This window comes from Paenibacillus sp. FSL H3-0302, from assembly GCF_037982245.1.
GTDB lineage: Bacteria > Bacillota > Bacilli > Paenibacillales > Paenibacillaceae > Paenibacillus_AQ > Paenibacillus_AQ odorifer.
Genome location: NZ_CP150284.1, coordinates 4,300,789 through 4,317,986, shown reverse-complemented (window position 1 = coordinate 4,317,986; position 17,198 = coordinate 4,300,789). Strand labels below are relative to the sequence as shown.

Sequence of the window (17,198 nt, the reverse complement as noted above, 5' to 3'; positions counted from 1 at the left end):
ATCGTTTCTATAAATGGGCTTTGCACCTTATGAACTTTTAATATAAATAAGGGGCTGAAAAGCGATGTGTACACCATTTATTAGAAACCATCAATATAACTTAATTAAGAAACAAACGAAATTTGTTCTGCATACCCTGCGAACCGTTGCGGATCGTAGAGTCTTGGAGACTGTAAGATATAGTGCTGCTACGAACATTATTGAGGCATTTCCTTCTCTTACGGAGAATCACAAGCAGATGCTGGAACAAATATCGACTTTCGAAACTGCAGAAGATTTCCAGAGATATCTTAGTGAATTAGAACCATACCTAGAGTCATATCCGACGATTACGCTGAAGCAGATTCAGAAGCTATTCCCTAAGAATAAGAAACTGAAAGTACCTGATCTACAACTCATCGACTATCGCAACATAACGTATTTGAGTTGGATAGATATTGCCAGTAATAAATTATTCATTATCTATCCGTACGAAGGACAGTTCATTGGTATTGAGGGTAGAATCACACCAACGCACAAAAAAGGGTACTGCATGTTCTGCAATCGGCATCAAGAGCTTGCTTTCTTTTATGTTAAGACCAAGAATGTGAACGTTTCGCCGGATAATATTTCTGCTGTGGGTCAATACGTATGTCTGGATAATCTGGAATGTAATCGGAGCATAACCGATACAGCTAAGCTTGAGAGGTTCATTCTCTCTGTCCGCAAATAATGTTTAGAAAAGGCTCCCTTAGTGGGAGTCTTTTTCGTTAAAAATATTGTCAGGATCTAGACAATTCGTTTCATTAAAGCAATGGGGCACGACATTAGTGGATATAATGAGATTCAAGGGCCGAATGAATAATATAAGCGTTTACAAACAGAGAATTCGAGTGGTTATAAAAATAGTCAGAAAATTTCCATATGACGTGCTTTGTTACTTAAGCTATAATGAGGTCTAAAAAAGAAAACGGGGCGTTATAATGAATCAAATGAAGGGTAACAAAAATCTTCTCTCGGAGAAGGAGGAACGCTTCTCTTCCGCGGGCTTTATTTTTGCCGCCATCGGCAGCTCGGTTGGGCTAGGGAATATGTGGAAGTTTCCTTATATTACAGGAGAAAATGGGGGGGCAGCTTTTTTCCTGCTTTTCATCGTCTGTTTAGTGCTGATAGGGTTACCGGTGCTGTTGGCAGAACTGGCTATCGGACGCAGCGGGCGTGGTAGCGCGGCGACCTCTTTTATGCGGGCTGGAGGCGGGAAGAGTTGGTTTGCAGCTGGAATGTTGCAGGTACTTGCGCCGTTTCTAATTCTCTCCTTTTATATTATTGTTGCTGGCTGGACGCTGAACTATTCGATGATTGCTTTTAATGGACAACTATTCAGCACTACTGATTATGCAGGTGAATTCAATTCGTTTGTCTCCGGATATATGCCGATCGTTTGGCAGGGGATAGCCATTCTGATTACGGCAGGTGTAGTCATCCTTGGCGTATCAGGCGGGATTGAGAAATTTAACAAAGTATTAATTCCTGGTATGGTCGTACTCCTTGTAGTGTTAATGATTCGCGCAGTAACCTTACCGGGTGCATCCGCAGGGGTATCTTTTTTCCTAAAACCGGACTTTTCAGTGTTGACAGCGGAATCTGCGCTAGTTGCATTGGGACATGCTTTCTTTTCATTATCGCTCGGGATGGGGATTCTCCTGACTTACGGATCTTATGTTGATAAAAAACAATCGCTGGGTACCGCTGCCATCGCAATCGGTGCAGGAGATTTGTTATACGCGTTTATCGCAGGCTTGATTATTTTTCCGACGACGTTCTCATTTGGTATTGCTCCTGATCAGGGGCCTTCGCTGATTTTTATCGCTTTGCCAGCCGCTTTCTCGGCTATGCCTTTTGGTGCGCTTTTCGGCGGTTTGTTCTTTATCTTGCTGGCGATTGCTGCTCTAACCTCAGCTGTATCGCTGCTTGAAGTGCCTGTATCCTTCACAATGGAGCGCTGGAATTGGAGCCGGAAACGTTCGGTTTGGATTTTGACGCTGATCTGTTTCCTTCTTAGTATTCCTTTAGCGATGTCACTGGGGATGTTCCCGGAGCTAACGATTGGTGGCAAATCTCTATTTGATGGGTTGGACTTTATCACCTCTAACATTATGCTGCCGCTTGGAGGTCTGCTGATTACCATCTTCGCCGGTTATTTCTGGAAAGGTGCAGCGGAAGCCGCTGGACTACAGGCGCGCTGGTTCCGTGTTTGGCTGTTTATGCTCCGTTATGTGGCGCCGATCCTAGTGTTCCTAGTGCTACTCCATACCTCGGGGATTATTTCCTTCTAATTCTGAAATTTATTTATCCAAAAATAGCTCTACAACCCCTGAGGGTTGTAGGGTTTTTTTGTGTTGAAAAGAGGGGATTAAATTGATTTTTAATTCCTACTTGACTAGGTGGAATAATTGGAATATAGTATAAAAAAGCTTGAACGGTATGGAAGGGAATGTAACTAACCAATCCATTCTTAACTAATAATTGTATACAATTATACAAATATATTATTGGGATTCGGACCCCACAGATTATCGATGAGGAGCAGTATAGAAATGGCGATACGATCACGAAGGTTATCAAAGGATAATACCTACTATGAATTAAAACAAAAAATTATTGATAGCGAGTTTGAACCGAATCAACCTGTAAATGAAGAAAATTTGGCGGCCTTGCTCGGGGTCAGCCGCACACCTCTAAGAGAGGCGATACAGAGACTGGAGAACGAGGATTTTCTGGTTCGACAGCCAAATGGAAGACTGCGGGTAGCTTCAGTAACCCTTAAAGAGGTTGAAGAAATATTTCTTATTCGCAGCATGCTTGAAGGCTATATTGCAAGAAGTGCAGCTAAGCATGCCACAAAGAAAGATATTGTGAATTTAACGACGATGATTACAAAAATGAAACACTCGTTCCAGCTTGGTGATAATCAGAATTTTGTTACATATGGATTTGAGTTCCATGATTATTTATCAGAAATCAGCGAACTAAAAACCTTCGAGAAGGTTCTGAATCAATTAAGAGATCATTCGCTTCGTTATTGTCGATTCGTCTCTATGCATGGGGATTGGAACACACAAGCGGATGAAGAACATGATCTTATTTTACAAATGATCGCTGCTAAAAATGAAGATGGTGCTGAAAAAGCCATGCAAGATCATATTTTAAGCAGTCTATCGACTGCGCTTGATCGCATCAAAGGGATTGAAGAAAAGCTGGAAGCATAACGAAAGGGGAGTACGTCACCTATGAAACCACTGACTGAAGTTGAGCAAGCTTTAGCTAATCAATTAATAGAGGTTCGCAGAAACCTGCATCGTGAGCCTGAATTAGCGTATGAAGAGTTTAAAACCACAACAAAATTACGGGAATGGCTGACCCAAGCCAATATTCACATCCTTGACTTGCCTTTACAAACCGGACTCATCGCAGAGATCGGGCAGGGTCACGGACCCATAGTGGCCATTCGTTGTGATATTGATGCACTTCCCATAGAGGAACAAACTGAATTGTCCTTTGCCTCAGAGATCCCAGGAAAGATGCATGCCTGTGGTCACGATTTTCACACGGCTACTATTTTAGGTGCTGCATTATTATTAAAGGCTCGTGAAAATGAACTACCTGGAAAGGTTAGAGTATTGTTTCAACCCGCGGAAGAAACAGGGCATGGGGCGGAAAGCGTCTTAGCCTCGGGAGGACTCCAGGATGTGGCGGCTATATTTGGTCTCCATAATTCACCTGACTTGCCTACGGGAGCTTTTGGAACAAGAACAGGAGCTTTAACAGCCGGTGTTGACCGGTTTGAAATTACAATAAAAGGTGTCGGCGCTCATGCTGCTTATCCTGAAAAAGGTGTGGATACGATTGTAACTGCGGCTCAGATCATTACCGCACTACAAACCATCGTAAGTCGCCAAAACAGCACCACGGAACCAGTAGTGTTAAGTATTACCCGAATTAATGGAGGCTTCACATGGAATGTATTGCCGGAAAAAGTCGAATTAGAAGGTACAGTAAGAACTTACAATGAAGAGATTCGCCGCAATATTCCAATACAAATGACTCGTCTTATCGAAGGGATTGCTGCGGGAGCTGGGGCAGAGGCCCAGTTACACTGGTATCCAGGTCCACCCGCAACGATAAATCATGGGGAATGGGCGGACTTTACCAAAGAGATCGCCGCAGATTTCGGCTATGAAGTACATGATATTCCTCCACAGATGGGTGGAGAAGATTTCTCTTTTTATTTACAACAGATACCGGGTGCTTTTGTGAATATAGGATCGGGTCCAGCCTATCCCTTACATCACCCTCGTTTCGATGTTGATGAAGCTGCGATATTGCCAGCTGCTAAGTACTTCGCTTTATTGGCAGAACAAGCGCTGGTGAAGCTGCAAGAGGAAGCTTAATCCTAAAGATGATTGAGGGGAATGGAAATGATTGAATTAAAGAATGTTTACAAATCGTTCACTCGGAAAGGGACCACTATTGATGCTCTTAAGGGGATCGATTTAAAGGTCGAAAAAGGCGATATATTTGGGGTTATCGGCTATAGCGGTGCTGGGAAAAGCACATTAATTCGTTTAGTCAATTATTTGGAAAGACCCACCAAAGGACAAGTTATGGTCGCTGGACGTGATTTGGGAACATACAACGATAAAGAGTTGCGTACCGCTAAGAAAAATATCGGAATGATTTTTCAACATTTTAATCTACTAGAATCTAAAAAAGTATTTGATAATGTGGCGATCCCTCTAGTTCTCCTAAAAAAGAATAAAAATGAAATCCGCCAGCGGGTAATGGAGCTGCTAGAGTTTGTTGGATTAAGTGACAAAGCGGGGAGTTACCCGAGTGAGCTATCAGGTGGTCAGAAGCAACGTGTCGGGATTGCCAGAGCGCTTGCCTCGAATCCGTCTATCCTTTTATGTGACGAAGCGACCTCTGCCTTAGATCCACAGACCACACATTCTATCTTACAGCTATTAAAAAAAATCAATGCTGAATACAACATTACCGTGATGATCATTACACATGAAATGTCCGTGATTCAAGAGATTTGTAACAAGGTAGCGGTCATGGAAGAAGGCCGGATTATTGAGCAAGGAAGTGTTCTGGATGTATTCGGAAGTCCAAAACATCTGACCACGCAAAATTTCGTGAAGACGGTTATTCAAAATAGCATGACCTCTAGCATGCGGAAATCTATCAAAACAGAACCCGGAAGTCAGCTGTACAAGCTTAATTTTGTGGGAGCAAGTGCCTCTGAGCCTATCCTGTTTGAAATGATTCGCTCCTGCGATATAAAGGTCAATATTTTATTTGCGAATACGACGGAGATTCAAGAAACAACACTGGGAACAGTGATCATTCAATTCGATGGTGAGGCAGCAGAGATTAACAATGCATTATCTTTCTTAACAAGAAATGGAGTCGGTGTAGAGGAGGTAGAATCTAATGTTTTCGACCACAGTAACAGGTGATCAATTTCTGCAGGCGATTATAGAAACAATTCAAATGGTAGGGTTCTCCTTGTTTGTTGGTTCCCTGATTGGGATCCCATTTGGGATATTGCTTGTCATCACTCGTCCGGGTGGGGTTTTGGAGAACAAAGCGCTTTACGCCGTACTAAATCCAATTATCAACATCATTCGCTCATTGCCTTTTATTATTTTACTGGTTGCGATTGTGCCTTTCACACGATTGATTGTTCATACTTCAATTGGGACAAGCGCAGCGATCGTACCCTTGATTATCTATATCGCACCTTATATAGGACGGTTGGTAGAGAACTCACTGCTTGAAGTGAATCCGGGAATCCTTGAAGCCGCTGAGGCGATGGGAGCCACTCCTTTTCAAGTCATTTGGTACTTTTTATTGCCAGAGGCGGTTGGATCCTTAATCCTGTCTCTTACAACAGCGACGATTGGTCTGATAGGTGCAACTGCAATGGCTGGAACGGTAGGGGGAGGCGGCGTGGGAGACTTGGCGATCGTATATGGATACCAACGCTTTGACACTGTTGTCGTAGTAGCCACCGTGATTATCCTGATTATTTTAGTGCAAGGTATTCAATCTTTAGGCAACACGCTAGCAAGAAAAATTCGCCGTTACTAGTTACTACATATTCTGGGAGGGACTCGACAGATGAGTGAATGGAGTAAGCAAGATCGTTTTAAAGCATTATTATCTGGAGAACGGGCGGATCGTCCAATCGGAAGTGGTTGGCGCCATTTTATCGACAAAGAACAAACTGCAGATGATTTAGCAGAAACTACGATTTCTTTTACGAAAAAATATGATTGGGATTGGGTCAAGATTAATCCAAGAGCGACTTATCTGGCGGAAGCTTGGGGGAATCAATACGATTTTACGGATTATCAGACCGTATTTCCGAGACAGCAAACGACGGCTATTCCAACAGCGGCTAGTCTGTGGGATATCGACGTCAAAAAGGCAGTCCAGTCAGCCCCTTTGGCAGAGCATTTAGATGCGGTTAGAAGAATTCGTCAAGGGTTACCAGACACCCCGCTAATCCAAACTGTATTTTCTCCATTAACAGTATTGCTATTTATTGTAGGGCGTTCTGCTTACGTTACTAAAACGGTGTTTGGTATTGAGCACCCGGTAACTTTGGAATCCTTGTTTAAAGAACATCGAGCGGCAGCACATCATGCGCTACATGCGATTTCCTTAACCTTAGCCGATTATGTACAAGAGTTACAGCAAGCGGGTTCTGACGGTTTGTTCTACGCAGTGACGGGCACAGCTCACCCCGGATTATTTGATGAAGCAAGTTTTGATGAGTTCTCCAGACCTTATGATTCTATTGTGTTAGAAGCAGCAAGCTATGGAAAAAACATTCTTCATACTTGTGGAGCCTACGCCCAGCCTGAGAAGTTCAACGATTATCGGATTGACGGGATCAGTTGGGATACGATAGCCGAGGGGAATCCAGGGTTAGAGGCAAATCTCAAAGCTACTAAAGTGGGTGGAGTCGATCATGGGTTGTTTGCGGTAAACGATATTGCCCAAATCAAGCAGCAGGCTGAAGATGCATTAAAGTTAATGAAAGACCAGCCGTTTATTCTATCTCCAAATTGCGCAATCCCACTCAATGTGACGGATGAGGCGTTGGCACAATTTAAAAAATCTATATTGGAATAGGGGAAGTAAGTATGAAAAAGTTAATGTTAGTGATGATGATAGGTGTTCTTGCAGTGTTGACGGCTTGTGGCAATAAAGAGGCGGGGGATTCTGGAGATAAGAAAAAGCTTACCGTTGGATTTGGTGTTGGAACCTATGAGGAACAATTCCGCCAATCGATTCTACCGATTCTAGAGAAACAAGGGTATTCCGTTGACATTAAAACCTTCTCGCAAAACATGCAGGTCAATCCAGCAATGAAGGAAGGTTCCATTGACGCAAGCATATTCCAAAGTACAGCTTATATGGAGGCCATTAACGAAGAAATCAATGCAGATATGGTCGGAATTGCTTATGTTCCAGGTGCTCCACAAGGTCTTTATTCTGTAAATCATACCACGCTAGACGATGTTAAAGACGGTACAACCGTAGCTGTTCCGAACGATCCGGTAAACCAAGAGCGTGCACTGCGTATTCTGGAAGAATTGGGTTGGGTCAAAATTAAAGAAGGGGCAGGCGTAGCGGATTTTAATATTAATAGTATGGAACCGGATAAATATAATATTGATATTAAAATATTGGACCCCGCTCAAATCCTTGTCTCCCTTCAAGATGTTGATTATGGCGTTGTAAATGGTAATTATATTGCTAATTCGGACAGAAAGATTACGGATGCTTTGAAAATAGAAAACACACCTATGGAACACAGAATTATCGTATCGGTTAATAAAAAGGATGAAAATTCTCAGTGGGCTAAAGATTTGAAAGCTGCTTATGAATCCAAAGAGTTTGAAGAATATATTCTTGGATTAGAAAAATATGATGGTTTCATTTTACCTGAAGCTTGGGACAACAATTAATTAAGGAAGTGAACGAAGTGACCAAAGAAAAGATTCATTTTATTGGTGGCGGACAGATGGCGGAAGCGATCATCCGCGCATGTATAGCGAATAACACCTTGTCTGTAAATCAAATTAGTGTATCGGATATTAATGAAACGCGTCTGCAGTTTTTGAATACCAAATACGGTGTAGATACGGAGAGTTCGCAAGAGCATAACCTGTCTACAGCAGATGTGATTGTAGTGGCAGTTCGCCCACAGGATGATTTAACTACCCTTGGTCAAAACGTACAACAATTCGCTACAGCTTCTGCCGCAATCGTATCGATTGTGGCGGGTGTGACAAATGATCAGTTAGCTGGGTATTTTGGAGTTGAACGGTCCATTATCCGGGTTATCCCCAATACTTTAACCGATACAGGATATGGCTATAGTGGTGTAGCGTTAAATGCTTATGCTACTCGTGATCAAGTGGAGCATTTCCTACTCGGCTTTGGAAAAGTACAATATCTGGATGAGGCGTTAATGGATGTTTTCACTGGATTTGGTGTGGCGGGTCCTAACTATATCTATTATTTCATTGAATCTCTCGTGGATGCAGGTGTACTTGCCGGACTGCCGCGTGAGCAAGCCTGGAAGGTTGCACTGGAGAATCTGATGGGCTCGGTAGCAATGCTGCAACAGACAGGGCTGCATCCACGACAGCTGCTGGATATTAATAATTCACCTGGCGGTGTCGGAATGCATGGCTTGTACGAATTAAACAACAGTGATTTCGCAGCGGGTCTGCAAAGAAGTGTTCTGGCAGCCGTAAAACGTACTACTGAGCTGGGAGTGAAGTAATCATGGCAACGATGAAATGGGATCATTTAGTTCACTATGTCAATGATTTGGCCAAACCGGTTGAGATCTTTGGAGCTCATGGATTGGTTGCTTTTAAGGGAGGCTCTCATAAAGATTGGGGAACCTATAATGCCTTAAGTTACTTTGGGCTAACCTATCTCGAGTTTCTGGGCATTGAGAATCTTGAGCTGGCAAAGGCAACTGAACATAATCTAGTGGTGAAAGATGCAGTTGAACTTTTACCAGAACATGAAGTTCTAAGTAGAGTAGTCATCCGGACGGATGATATTGAAGAAGTAGCGGCTTCCCTGAAAGCAGCAGGCTTATCATTATCTCCAATTATCGATGGTAAACGTCTAGATAACGAGGGCAGATTAATAGAGTGGCGGATGATGACCATTGCTGGTGACTTTGGGGGACTGGTCTATCCGTTCATCATTCAATGGAGCGGAACGGATACAGAGCGAGTGGAAAGATTAACATCATCTGGAGTCATTAAACCTCATCCTGCGGGAGAAGTCGAAATCGTCCGTGCTGTATTTCATGTCTCCGATCCTGAAGCTGCAGCCAACCATTGGGGAACCATATTCGGACTGCCTGTTACGAAGTCAGAGGATGATACCTTCAGCCTTAAGATTGGCGATAGATCATTTGCTTTCGTGCAAGGAGACGAGAACCAATTCAAGCAGGTGGTTTTTGAAACGGATTCGTTAGAGCTGAAAGGGAAGACGATTTCGATTGGTGATGGGGAGTATGTTTTCGTTTAAGGGACTAGTAACGTTATAACTTTAGAAATAAAGACTTACTTGAAGGGATCGATACCTCGAGTAAGTCTTTTTGCTATTCACCGAAGGAACTAATGATGCTGGCATTATTTTGTTTTAATCAATTTGTAAGATTTATTGAATTCCATTATATGGTACGATATTCATGGTATAAATGGAATGGATAAATTTAAATATTACATATGGAGGTAAAATTACGGATGAAAACTCACTATTACTTAGATTGGTTTTATGATAAGGGTTTTTCTGAGAAGCTAGTCAATGTGTTGCATGAGGATATAACAGACAGAAAATCGCTGGTTATGATTAGCGCTGAATCGTCTGATTTTAGTGATGAACAAGTTAATATTGATAGTGTTTTTGAAAGGACATGGTTTAATCAGGCTAACATTTTTTTTGATGAATATCATTTCATTGATGACCGCACGCAGAAGGAAGATGCCCAGCGATTAATTCAAAACGCCTCTGTCGTTTTTTTATGTGGTGGAACCGCTCGGGACCAAAAGCACCTTTTGACGGAATATGAATTATCGGATTTGATTAAAAAAAGCAATGCTGTTGTAATGGGAACAAGTGCTGGTGGGATGAACATGTCTGATGAATATGTGGATGAATGCACTGTTTGTGAAGGTATGGCTCTTAATCACTTTTCTTTTGAAGCTCATTTTGATCATGATAACACCGCAATGATTGAGGAGCGTTTCCCTTTATCAAATAAAATGGATATTTATGTGGCGGCAGACAAAGATGGTGCTGTACGTGTGAAGGGCAGCAAAATCGACATTATAGGCAATGTATATTTAATTTCCCACTCAAAGATTCAGAAATTGGCTGAGACGCTCTAATTATGGTTGAGTGGTTGTGACACTGACGATTAACTGAATGGTATTTGTTTTGAGTCCCTATTTGACAGCACCTTACGAGCAAATCGAGTTGATTACTCCTGCGAAAAAGGAAGATTACGCATAACGCGCATACGATGTTCAAGCCAGCAACATTCGATCTTGAATTTATATCATTCGAGATCCATGTAAAGTTATCGGAATCTGCGATGGTAAGGATATGAAGTTTTAAGTGAAGAAGCGTTTGATACAGTGAGAGGAGAAATCAAGTCTCTTTTCTTATGTACTGGGTCTAGAAAGGAGTGAATAAGCAATGGAGTGGAAAGGCGATGCAAATGCCAATAAACAAAGAGAGTCTCAGTTCACTGAGGAACTATCGGAGTCACAATTATCGGCTTTAGAATATGTTACGAATTACGCGCGAACTCGAAAAAGTGAAGCAGTTCAGACCATCCATGAAATTCTTCAAATGTCTAATGTGGATCGGGAAGAGTTTGAAGATGCTGTGGTCAAGATAAAGTCACATGCGAAGATTGCTCTACATTTCCATCCAGATCGACTAGATCCGGTAAAGAAAAGTGTTGCAGAGGCGCTATTGGAGCAAGGCGTGTACAAGAGCCAATTTGAGACCTTGTTATCCAGTGGTAGTGTATCAGCCTATTCTGGCGGTCCACGTGATTTGTGGGAGGAAAGACTATTTGGAGGGGCATACCAACAAGAGGGTGCTTCGAATAGCGAACGCCCTAAATATGGCGCTCTTGATTTGATGCGTCATTCGGATGGGCCAGCTCCGCGCTTTGGCTCCTGCTATTTCCTCCTATCCCCTGAGGTTTCTTATCGCAGTACATACACCTATATGGATTCGCATCAAAACCCTGTACAGAAAGGGACATATGCAGAATTTGAGGATATGATGGCGGCATTATTAGAGGAGATTTTCTTAAGAGATTCCGCTCTAGGGGAAAAAGATCTTCAATCACAAAAATTAGTCGACCATCTTCGGGTCAACCTCACAATGCCGTTTACAGACCCTTCAAAGGGTGAAGCTAAACGTAATCTTAACCACTATATTGAGGCGCAAGTTCATGGAAACATTCGTCTAAAGGAAGATGTGGAAATTTTAGTTGCCGATCCTTCATTCAAGGGTACTCCAACAGGGCGAGTCCTGGAGCAAATATGTTTACAGTATGCCATCCAACTCTATTGGCACATGGGATTCGCGATGTGGGTAAACGAAGTGCCTTCAGATTTTAGAGGGCCTTCGATGCCCTCCTTGGCTAAGCGTATTGCTCATCACGGTTATATTGATGCGAGCATGATTGGATCTGCTGCTATGCACTTAAAGCATGATCCTTCAGCATGGCGGGACCGAGGAACCGAAAAAGAAGTACTTCAAGAATTAAAACTCTTATGGCATGTTTTGGTATGGTACGGAAAGCCGCTCCGAAACTTTAAGTTGTAAGAAGCCTTGGTACGCTTGAAGTTATGGGCATTTAAGTAAACAAACAAATAAATAAATAAGCGAATTTCCCTCCGTATGGGATATTTGACTTGTCATTGATGGGATGTTTGGGTGAATCAATTTTTCAAAGAAGCTTTTGCGGCTCAGTGTTGATTAGAAGTTTTTTGCGTTGAATCATGGAAATATCGCGCTACATCTTCTACCATGTTACAGTACAATGGGACTGTGGTTTATAAGACCTAGATTATAAAAATAAAACATTATGTTTAGTAAGATTCTGCACCCGGCCATTATGCAAGTGATTGCGGATGGCTCAGTCGAAAAGCTGAAGATGCTTTGCTCTATGTACCTGTATTCCTTCGAGAATTCGCTAAGGTATCTGAAAAAGTCGAAACGGGAATTCATTCAAAATAGCCTGAAATAGAACAAGTCGGAGCATGGATTTGTCATGTGCTCTGGCTTGTTTTTATTTTGTTAATTTTTCTGACTGTCTTGCGTAGAATGATGCACTTGGGGAGAGGTATGTCTATCTCGGCCTCGGCTTGGACAGTTTGGCTCAATATCCGGGCCACATGTTCATGAAATTGCCGCAACGCTTTGTCGGATGGCTGATTACTTTCCTTGATTACATATTCACATTTCTTCATGAACTACGCCTCCGAAATTTTACAGTTGTCATATTCGATGATTTGTCATCAAAAATGCTCAACATTCTACTTGAAAGGCAGCAAAAATTTAACAGGTTTGGAGTAGAAACTATTATGGAAAGTAAAACAATTAAACACGTAGCCGTTTATTTAAGAAAATCACGGGATGATGGTGAGTTTGAAGACGTTCTCTCGAAGCATAGGGATACCCTTCTGACCTTGGTCGATAATCGAAATTGGACTTATAGGCTATATGAAAAAGTGGCCTCAGGTGAAAAGATCGAGTCCCGTAAGGAAATGCAGAAGTTTCTTCGACATGTTGAAGACCAGCTCTATGATGGGGTAGTAGTCATGGATATTGACCGTTTAGGGCGTGGAGAAAACAAGGATTGGGCACTCATTAAAGATACATTCTTAAACTCAGAAACGGTCATTATCACACCAAACAAGATATACGATCTAGAAATAGACAATGACGATGTATCCTTTGATTTCATGTCTATTTTTGCCCGAATAGAATACAAAACGATTAAGTGAAGAATGAAGCAGGGCAAGGAGGCCGGAGCGAAGAAAGGCATGTGGACAAACGGAAAGCCACCGTTTCCTTACTACTACGATAAGAACATAAGGTCGGTATTGGTGGATGAAACCAAGCGTCCGATTTATCGAGCGATTGTTGAAAAGTATTTGAATGGAACAAACCTTGGTCATATCGCCATTTGATTGACGGATAACAAGATACCTATGCCATACAACATTAAGCCCGATGGAAAGAACAAGGGATGGTCAAATATTACGGTTCAAAGATTGCTAGCAAGCGAGATCCATTTGGGTTATATCACTTATGGCAAAACCCGTTCCAAGCGTGGTCAGGTGGAACTTGTACCCGTAGAAGAGCGGATTAAAGTCATGGGAACACATGAAAAGATGAAAACGCCGGAAGAACATGAAGCGATTATGGAGCGGCTGCTTAAAAATCGTATGTTGAATCCCAATTCAAGACGTAATATTTTTCCTTTGTCAGGCTTGCTTTATTGTGAGAAATGCGGTTCGCGGATGAGGTTCCGGGTGGGAGAGAACAAGAAGCAGGGGCAACATTGGAGTGCATTGTGCTATCACCAGTACAAAGATGGCAGCAAATGTGAACAGCGTGGCAAGGTAATGGATGCTGATTTTTTCAATGCTCTGTATGATCGGATTATCCATGTTGATCCAAACATTTTGCGGGAAATTGAAATGCATGGCAGTCGGTATAATGATACTCAAGTGATCATCGAGGTCAAAGCGCAGGAATTGAAGAAGCAGAAACGAGCGTTGGACAAGCTGCATGAATCGTATGAAGAGGACATGATAACGAAGCAAGTTTTTTTGGAGTGTAAAGCTATCCGGTCAAGGCAGATACAGAAGCTGGAGGAAGAGTTGAAGGATTTGCGGAAGGTAGTAGTAGATGAAGGTAATTATCCGACTGTGGAGCAGATATATGAGCGGATAGGTGAGTTTAGGGAGTTGTGGAGCACTTCAGTGACGAGTGAAGAGAAGAATCGAGCTTTGAAGAAGCTGGTGGAGCGGATTGTGTATGATCGGGAAGGGAATCGGGTGGAGTTGACGGTTTTTATAGGTGATGTATTAAAATTTTTAGTAAAAAAAGAAGCTGCTGTCCTCGCCTTAATAGTGCTTTTGGTTCTTCTATTTTTATTAGTCAGTATTTAATAAGGATAGGACTTTGAATTGGGTTTTGAAACAAAACATGACAATAAAGTACAATATATTCCACTTGTGAAAAGTATATGTTATCCTTACTAGGAAGAGCTATGAACAGGCAACAATAGGATGGCCTAATTGGACTTCTATATATGGAATTACTGATAGATGCGGTATCTGAACTACAAAGTTATTAGGGGTGATGTTGATGGAGTTATATAAATATCTCGACTCAATTGGTCTGAAGCGTCCAGATAAAGCATTCAAAAAAATTCATTATGAATGGAATAAGAGAGATAGAGAGACTTTCATGAAAAATTTGTTTGTGCTAGTGGATGTCAGTCCCCCTCTAGATCATTCTTTATTTAACTTTAGTGTAAACAGGAGTTTAGCAGGATTTCCGACGCCATGTTCAGATTTTGATTGTAGAATTAATAATATTGATAATCTAGCCAGATTTGCATCTTTATATGCTGATACGATTTTTATACCTTCACCTTTTGATAAGTATCAAGAAGATACCAATATTCCTTTAAGTGAACTTTTTTTTGATGTATGTCTTTTACTAAAATTGCGGCCATTGGTAGAAAATAATATTATTAAATTTTCATCTGAGTATCTATGCTTGTGTTCTTCTTGCTTAGATAAACTAGCAAAAGAAGAAGTGAGTTTCGGAGAGAATATGTCATTAGTCGAGGAAATTCTTATAGAAGAATACCTTGATAATGTAGATTATACAGTTAATTATGTAGATGAAGAGCCTTTTGTTGAAATAAGTGGTCCTGAAAAATACATAATACATGGAAAATCATTTGTGCATTTCCGTAATTATATCCCTGATTCCATAAAAGGATTAGCTAAGAAGGGGCGCTCTATTCAACTACCCAAAAGCGCTATTATCGAGAGCGGATTATTAGAATCTTTGACCTCTCCGATCTTTGAAGATTTATATCATCAAAATTCTTTAGTGAATTTATACGATATTTCATACCTTACTAATAGAGATATTGACTTTGATATTTTAAATGCTCTTCACTCCAAAGAGGACGCTCAAAAGTCCACAAATCTAATGGAAGGCCTTACGCATCTACTACCGGTTCTTAGAGATACAAGTATTGAGAAGATTGTAAATCTTCGATTAAAAGATGGTGAAGCTTTTTCAGTATATAGAGATTCCTTATCAAGTGTAGTTAAGGGGAATCATAATTATAATTCAAAAGAATTAAAGGGAATATTTAGAGATAAAATTAATCCGGAATTGAATAAAATAGAACAGACTATTAAGAGAAATAGAAAACATCTCACAGGCTCAATAGTCAAAGATATTATTTTTGTATCTTCTATTGCTTCAATCGGTCTGTATAGTGGATTACTTCCAAAAGATATTGGGAAAATTGTAGCAGCAGTAGGGGGAACTAGACTTTTATATGACATGTATAACAAAATGGGGAAAGCACTAACATCTGATGAAGAAATTGAAAAAAGTTCATATTATTTTTTATGGAAGTTACAAAAGTAATCAACTATTTTTAGATTTTAAACATACGAGCCTAGCAAACCGAGGAGTATTTTTTGATGAACTATTTTGAGATTTATAAAGTTTTTATCAAAAAAATAATTGATTTCTTAGAAAGAAATAAAAAGTACATTCCTTTTTCTTCTTTTTTTATCTGGTATTTAAAAGTGCCTTGGTATTTAAAACTAGTCATTGGGATTGTTACAGGCTTCATTACAGTAAAATTGTATTACACAATTGGGTTTATTGTTTTGCAAAGTAAGGCTAAAAATGAAGCTCTTTCAATAATTACAGCTTATCAAAATCCGATTAAATTTGATGATACATTAGTTTATAGCTATTCATTTTTATTTTGTTTTATTGTCATTTGTACACTACTTCCTTTTGTAATTCCATGTGGAGTACACATTTACTTAAAGGATTCTATGAAAAACATTTCTGAAAGAAATAGTGAGAAAAGATTTTTGAAATTTATAGTAATAACATTACTATATCTATTCATATTTTTCTCATTGCTCTGGGGTGTTTTGATTTCAGTTCCATACCTTGCTTATATCATGTTATATAAATCGAAGGATGCAAGTTTATTAGAACTTATTATTAGAAGAATAATGGGACAAATAACGTCGATACCCAATATAGTTTTGTTAAATGTAGAGTATCTAAATTCTCAGATCAAGTATTCTTTAATAATCGAAGTATGGATGCTTTTGGTTCCAATACTGCTATTAATTGGCATGAAAATTCTTTCGAATAAAAGAAAAGGCAGATTATCTAAACTTTTGTTTAATATCTTATCGCCAATAGTCTCATTTTTCATATTATTTGTGTTATTAACACATACATTTTATATCACTGGTTATTTCGGCAAAAGTATATCTAATTTTGACATGGATTATGTAAAGGTAGAATTTGATTTAAATGGTGTTCAAAGTATTGAAGGAATCAGGGTGTTTGAAAATAAAAATGAAATTATAATTAGAGATGTATGTAATATAACACACAATATCATTTCCGAAAAAATTCATGTCACAAGTATAAGTGAGTTTTCTATAAGTTGTAAAAATGCCGAGCTAGTTTCACCATAAGTGTTTCTAATCCGGTGAACTGGTTCCCCGTGGTCCGAAGAAGTTTTGAAATCTACAAACATGATAACAAACCTGTCTTCTTATCTATTGGGTAAACTATTTGTTGATTCACACGTACCTGTCATTAATGAGTAGTTTGTATGAATCAATGTTATTTAACTCCTCCTAATAAATATTGGTGGGAGTTTTTTTGCATGTGGAAATTTTCTCGATTTGATAGATTTACAAAATATGGAATATATGCTATCTTATCTATGAAAGCGCATCCAAGAGATGGTATATTGAACTTTTATTTACCATATTTAACAT

Annotated in this window: 17 protein-coding genes; all 17 read left to right on the top strand. The window is 40.2% G+C overall.

Going from position 1 to position 17,198, the window contains the following annotated elements; translation table 11 throughout:
- Positions 1-64: 64 nt before the first annotated feature.
- The 17 genes from MHH50_RS19145 to MHH50_RS19065 all read left to right on the top strand — a co-directional run bounded on the left by MHH50_RS19145 (position 65) and on the right by MHH50_RS19065 (position 16,889).
- On the top strand, positions 65-712 hold the full coding sequence (locus MHH50_RS19145; protein WP_076179940.1) for a FusB/FusC family EF-G-binding protein: 648 nt from the start codon (positions 65-67) through the stop codon (positions 710-712).
- Positions 713-962: 250 nt separating this feature from the next.
- On the top strand, positions 963-2,315 hold the full coding sequence (locus MHH50_RS19140) for a sodium-dependent transporter (RefSeq protein ID WP_076127152.1): 1,353 nt from the start codon (positions 963-965) through the stop codon (positions 2,313-2,315).
- A gap of 261 nt (positions 2,316-2,576) precedes the next feature.
- On the top strand, positions 2,577-3,248 hold the full coding sequence (locus MHH50_RS19135) for a GntR family transcriptional regulator (RefSeq protein ID WP_340033286.1): 672 nt from the start codon (positions 2,577-2,579) through the stop codon (positions 3,246-3,248).
- Positions 3,249-3,269: 21 nt separating this feature from the next.
- Entirely contained in the window at positions 3,270-4,430 is a 1,161-nt protein-coding gene (locus MHH50_RS19130; protein WP_340033285.1) for an amidohydrolase, read from the top strand.
- Between the two features lie 27 nt (positions 4,431-4,457).
- Positions 4,458-5,501, top strand: coding sequence for a methionine ABC transporter ATP-binding protein (locus tag MHH50_RS19125; protein ID WP_340033284.1), 1,044 nt, complete (start codon positions 4,458-4,460; stop codon positions 5,499-5,501).
- On the top strand, positions 5,476-6,135 hold the full coding sequence (locus MHH50_RS19120) for a methionine ABC transporter permease (RefSeq protein WP_036688669.1): 660 nt from the start codon (positions 5,476-5,478) through the stop codon (positions 6,133-6,135). Before MHH50_RS19125 ends, MHH50_RS19120 begins: the two co-directional genes overlap by 26 nt.
- Positions 6,136-6,165: 30 nt before the next feature.
- Positions 6,166-7,185 (top strand): uroporphyrinogen decarboxylase family protein, encoded by a 1,020-nt coding sequence (locus MHH50_RS19115; protein ID WP_340033283.1) that lies wholly within the window; start codon positions 6,166-6,168, stop codon positions 7,183-7,185.
- An 11-nt stretch (positions 7,186-7,196) separates the two neighbouring features.
- Positions 7,197-8,024: a MetQ/NlpA family ABC transporter substrate-binding protein gene (locus MHH50_RS19110; protein WP_076141012.1), complete on the top strand. Its 828-nt coding sequence runs from the start codon at positions 7,197-7,199 to the stop codon at positions 8,022-8,024.
- Complete coding sequence (proC, locus tag MHH50_RS19105; RefSeq protein ID WP_340033282.1) at positions 8,009-8,848, top strand: pyrroline-5-carboxylate reductase; 840 nt, start codon at positions 8,009-8,011, stop codon at positions 8,846-8,848. Before MHH50_RS19110 ends, proC begins: the two co-directional genes overlap by 16 nt.
- 2 nt (positions 8,849-8,850) lie before the next feature.
- Entirely contained in the window at positions 8,851-9,615 is a 765-nt protein-coding gene (locus MHH50_RS19100) for a VOC family protein (protein WP_076306650.1), read from the top strand.
- Positions 9,616-9,833: 218 nt separating this feature from the next.
- Entirely contained in the window at positions 9,834-10,478 is a 645-nt protein-coding gene (locus MHH50_RS19095; RefSeq protein WP_076309703.1) for a Type 1 glutamine amidotransferase-like domain-containing protein, read from the top strand.
- Positions 10,479-10,788: 310 nt separating this feature from the next.
- Entirely contained in the window at positions 10,789-11,937 is a 1,149-nt protein-coding gene (locus tag MHH50_RS19090) for a DUF3626 domain-containing protein (RefSeq protein ID WP_340033281.1), read from the top strand.
- A 542-nt stretch (positions 11,938-12,479) separates the two neighbouring features.
- Positions 12,480-13,121 (top strand): recombinase family protein, encoded by a 642-nt coding sequence (locus tag MHH50_RS19085; RefSeq protein WP_340033280.1) that lies wholly within the window; start codon positions 12,480-12,482, stop codon positions 13,119-13,121.
- A gap of 3 nt (positions 13,122-13,124) precedes the next feature.
- On the top strand, positions 13,125-13,307 hold the full coding sequence (locus MHH50_RS19080; RefSeq protein WP_340033279.1) for a hypothetical protein: 183 nt from the start codon (positions 13,125-13,127) through the stop codon (positions 13,305-13,307).
- A gap of 21 nt (positions 13,308-13,328) precedes the next feature.
- Positions 13,329-14,294 (top strand): recombinase family protein, encoded by a 966-nt coding sequence (locus MHH50_RS19075; RefSeq protein ID WP_340033278.1) that lies wholly within the window; start codon positions 13,329-13,331, stop codon positions 14,292-14,294.
- 199 nt (positions 14,295-14,493) lie between these two features.
- On the top strand, positions 14,494-15,804 hold the full coding sequence (locus MHH50_RS19070; RefSeq protein ID WP_340033277.1) for a hypothetical protein: 1,311 nt from the start codon (positions 14,494-14,496) through the stop codon (positions 15,802-15,804).
- A 56-nt stretch (positions 15,805-15,860) separates the two neighbouring features.
- Positions 15,861-16,889, top strand: a complete 1,029-nt coding sequence (locus tag MHH50_RS19065) for a hypothetical protein (protein WP_340033276.1) — start codon at positions 15,861-15,863, stop codon at positions 16,887-16,889.
- Positions 16,890-17,198: the final 309 nt, after the last annotated feature.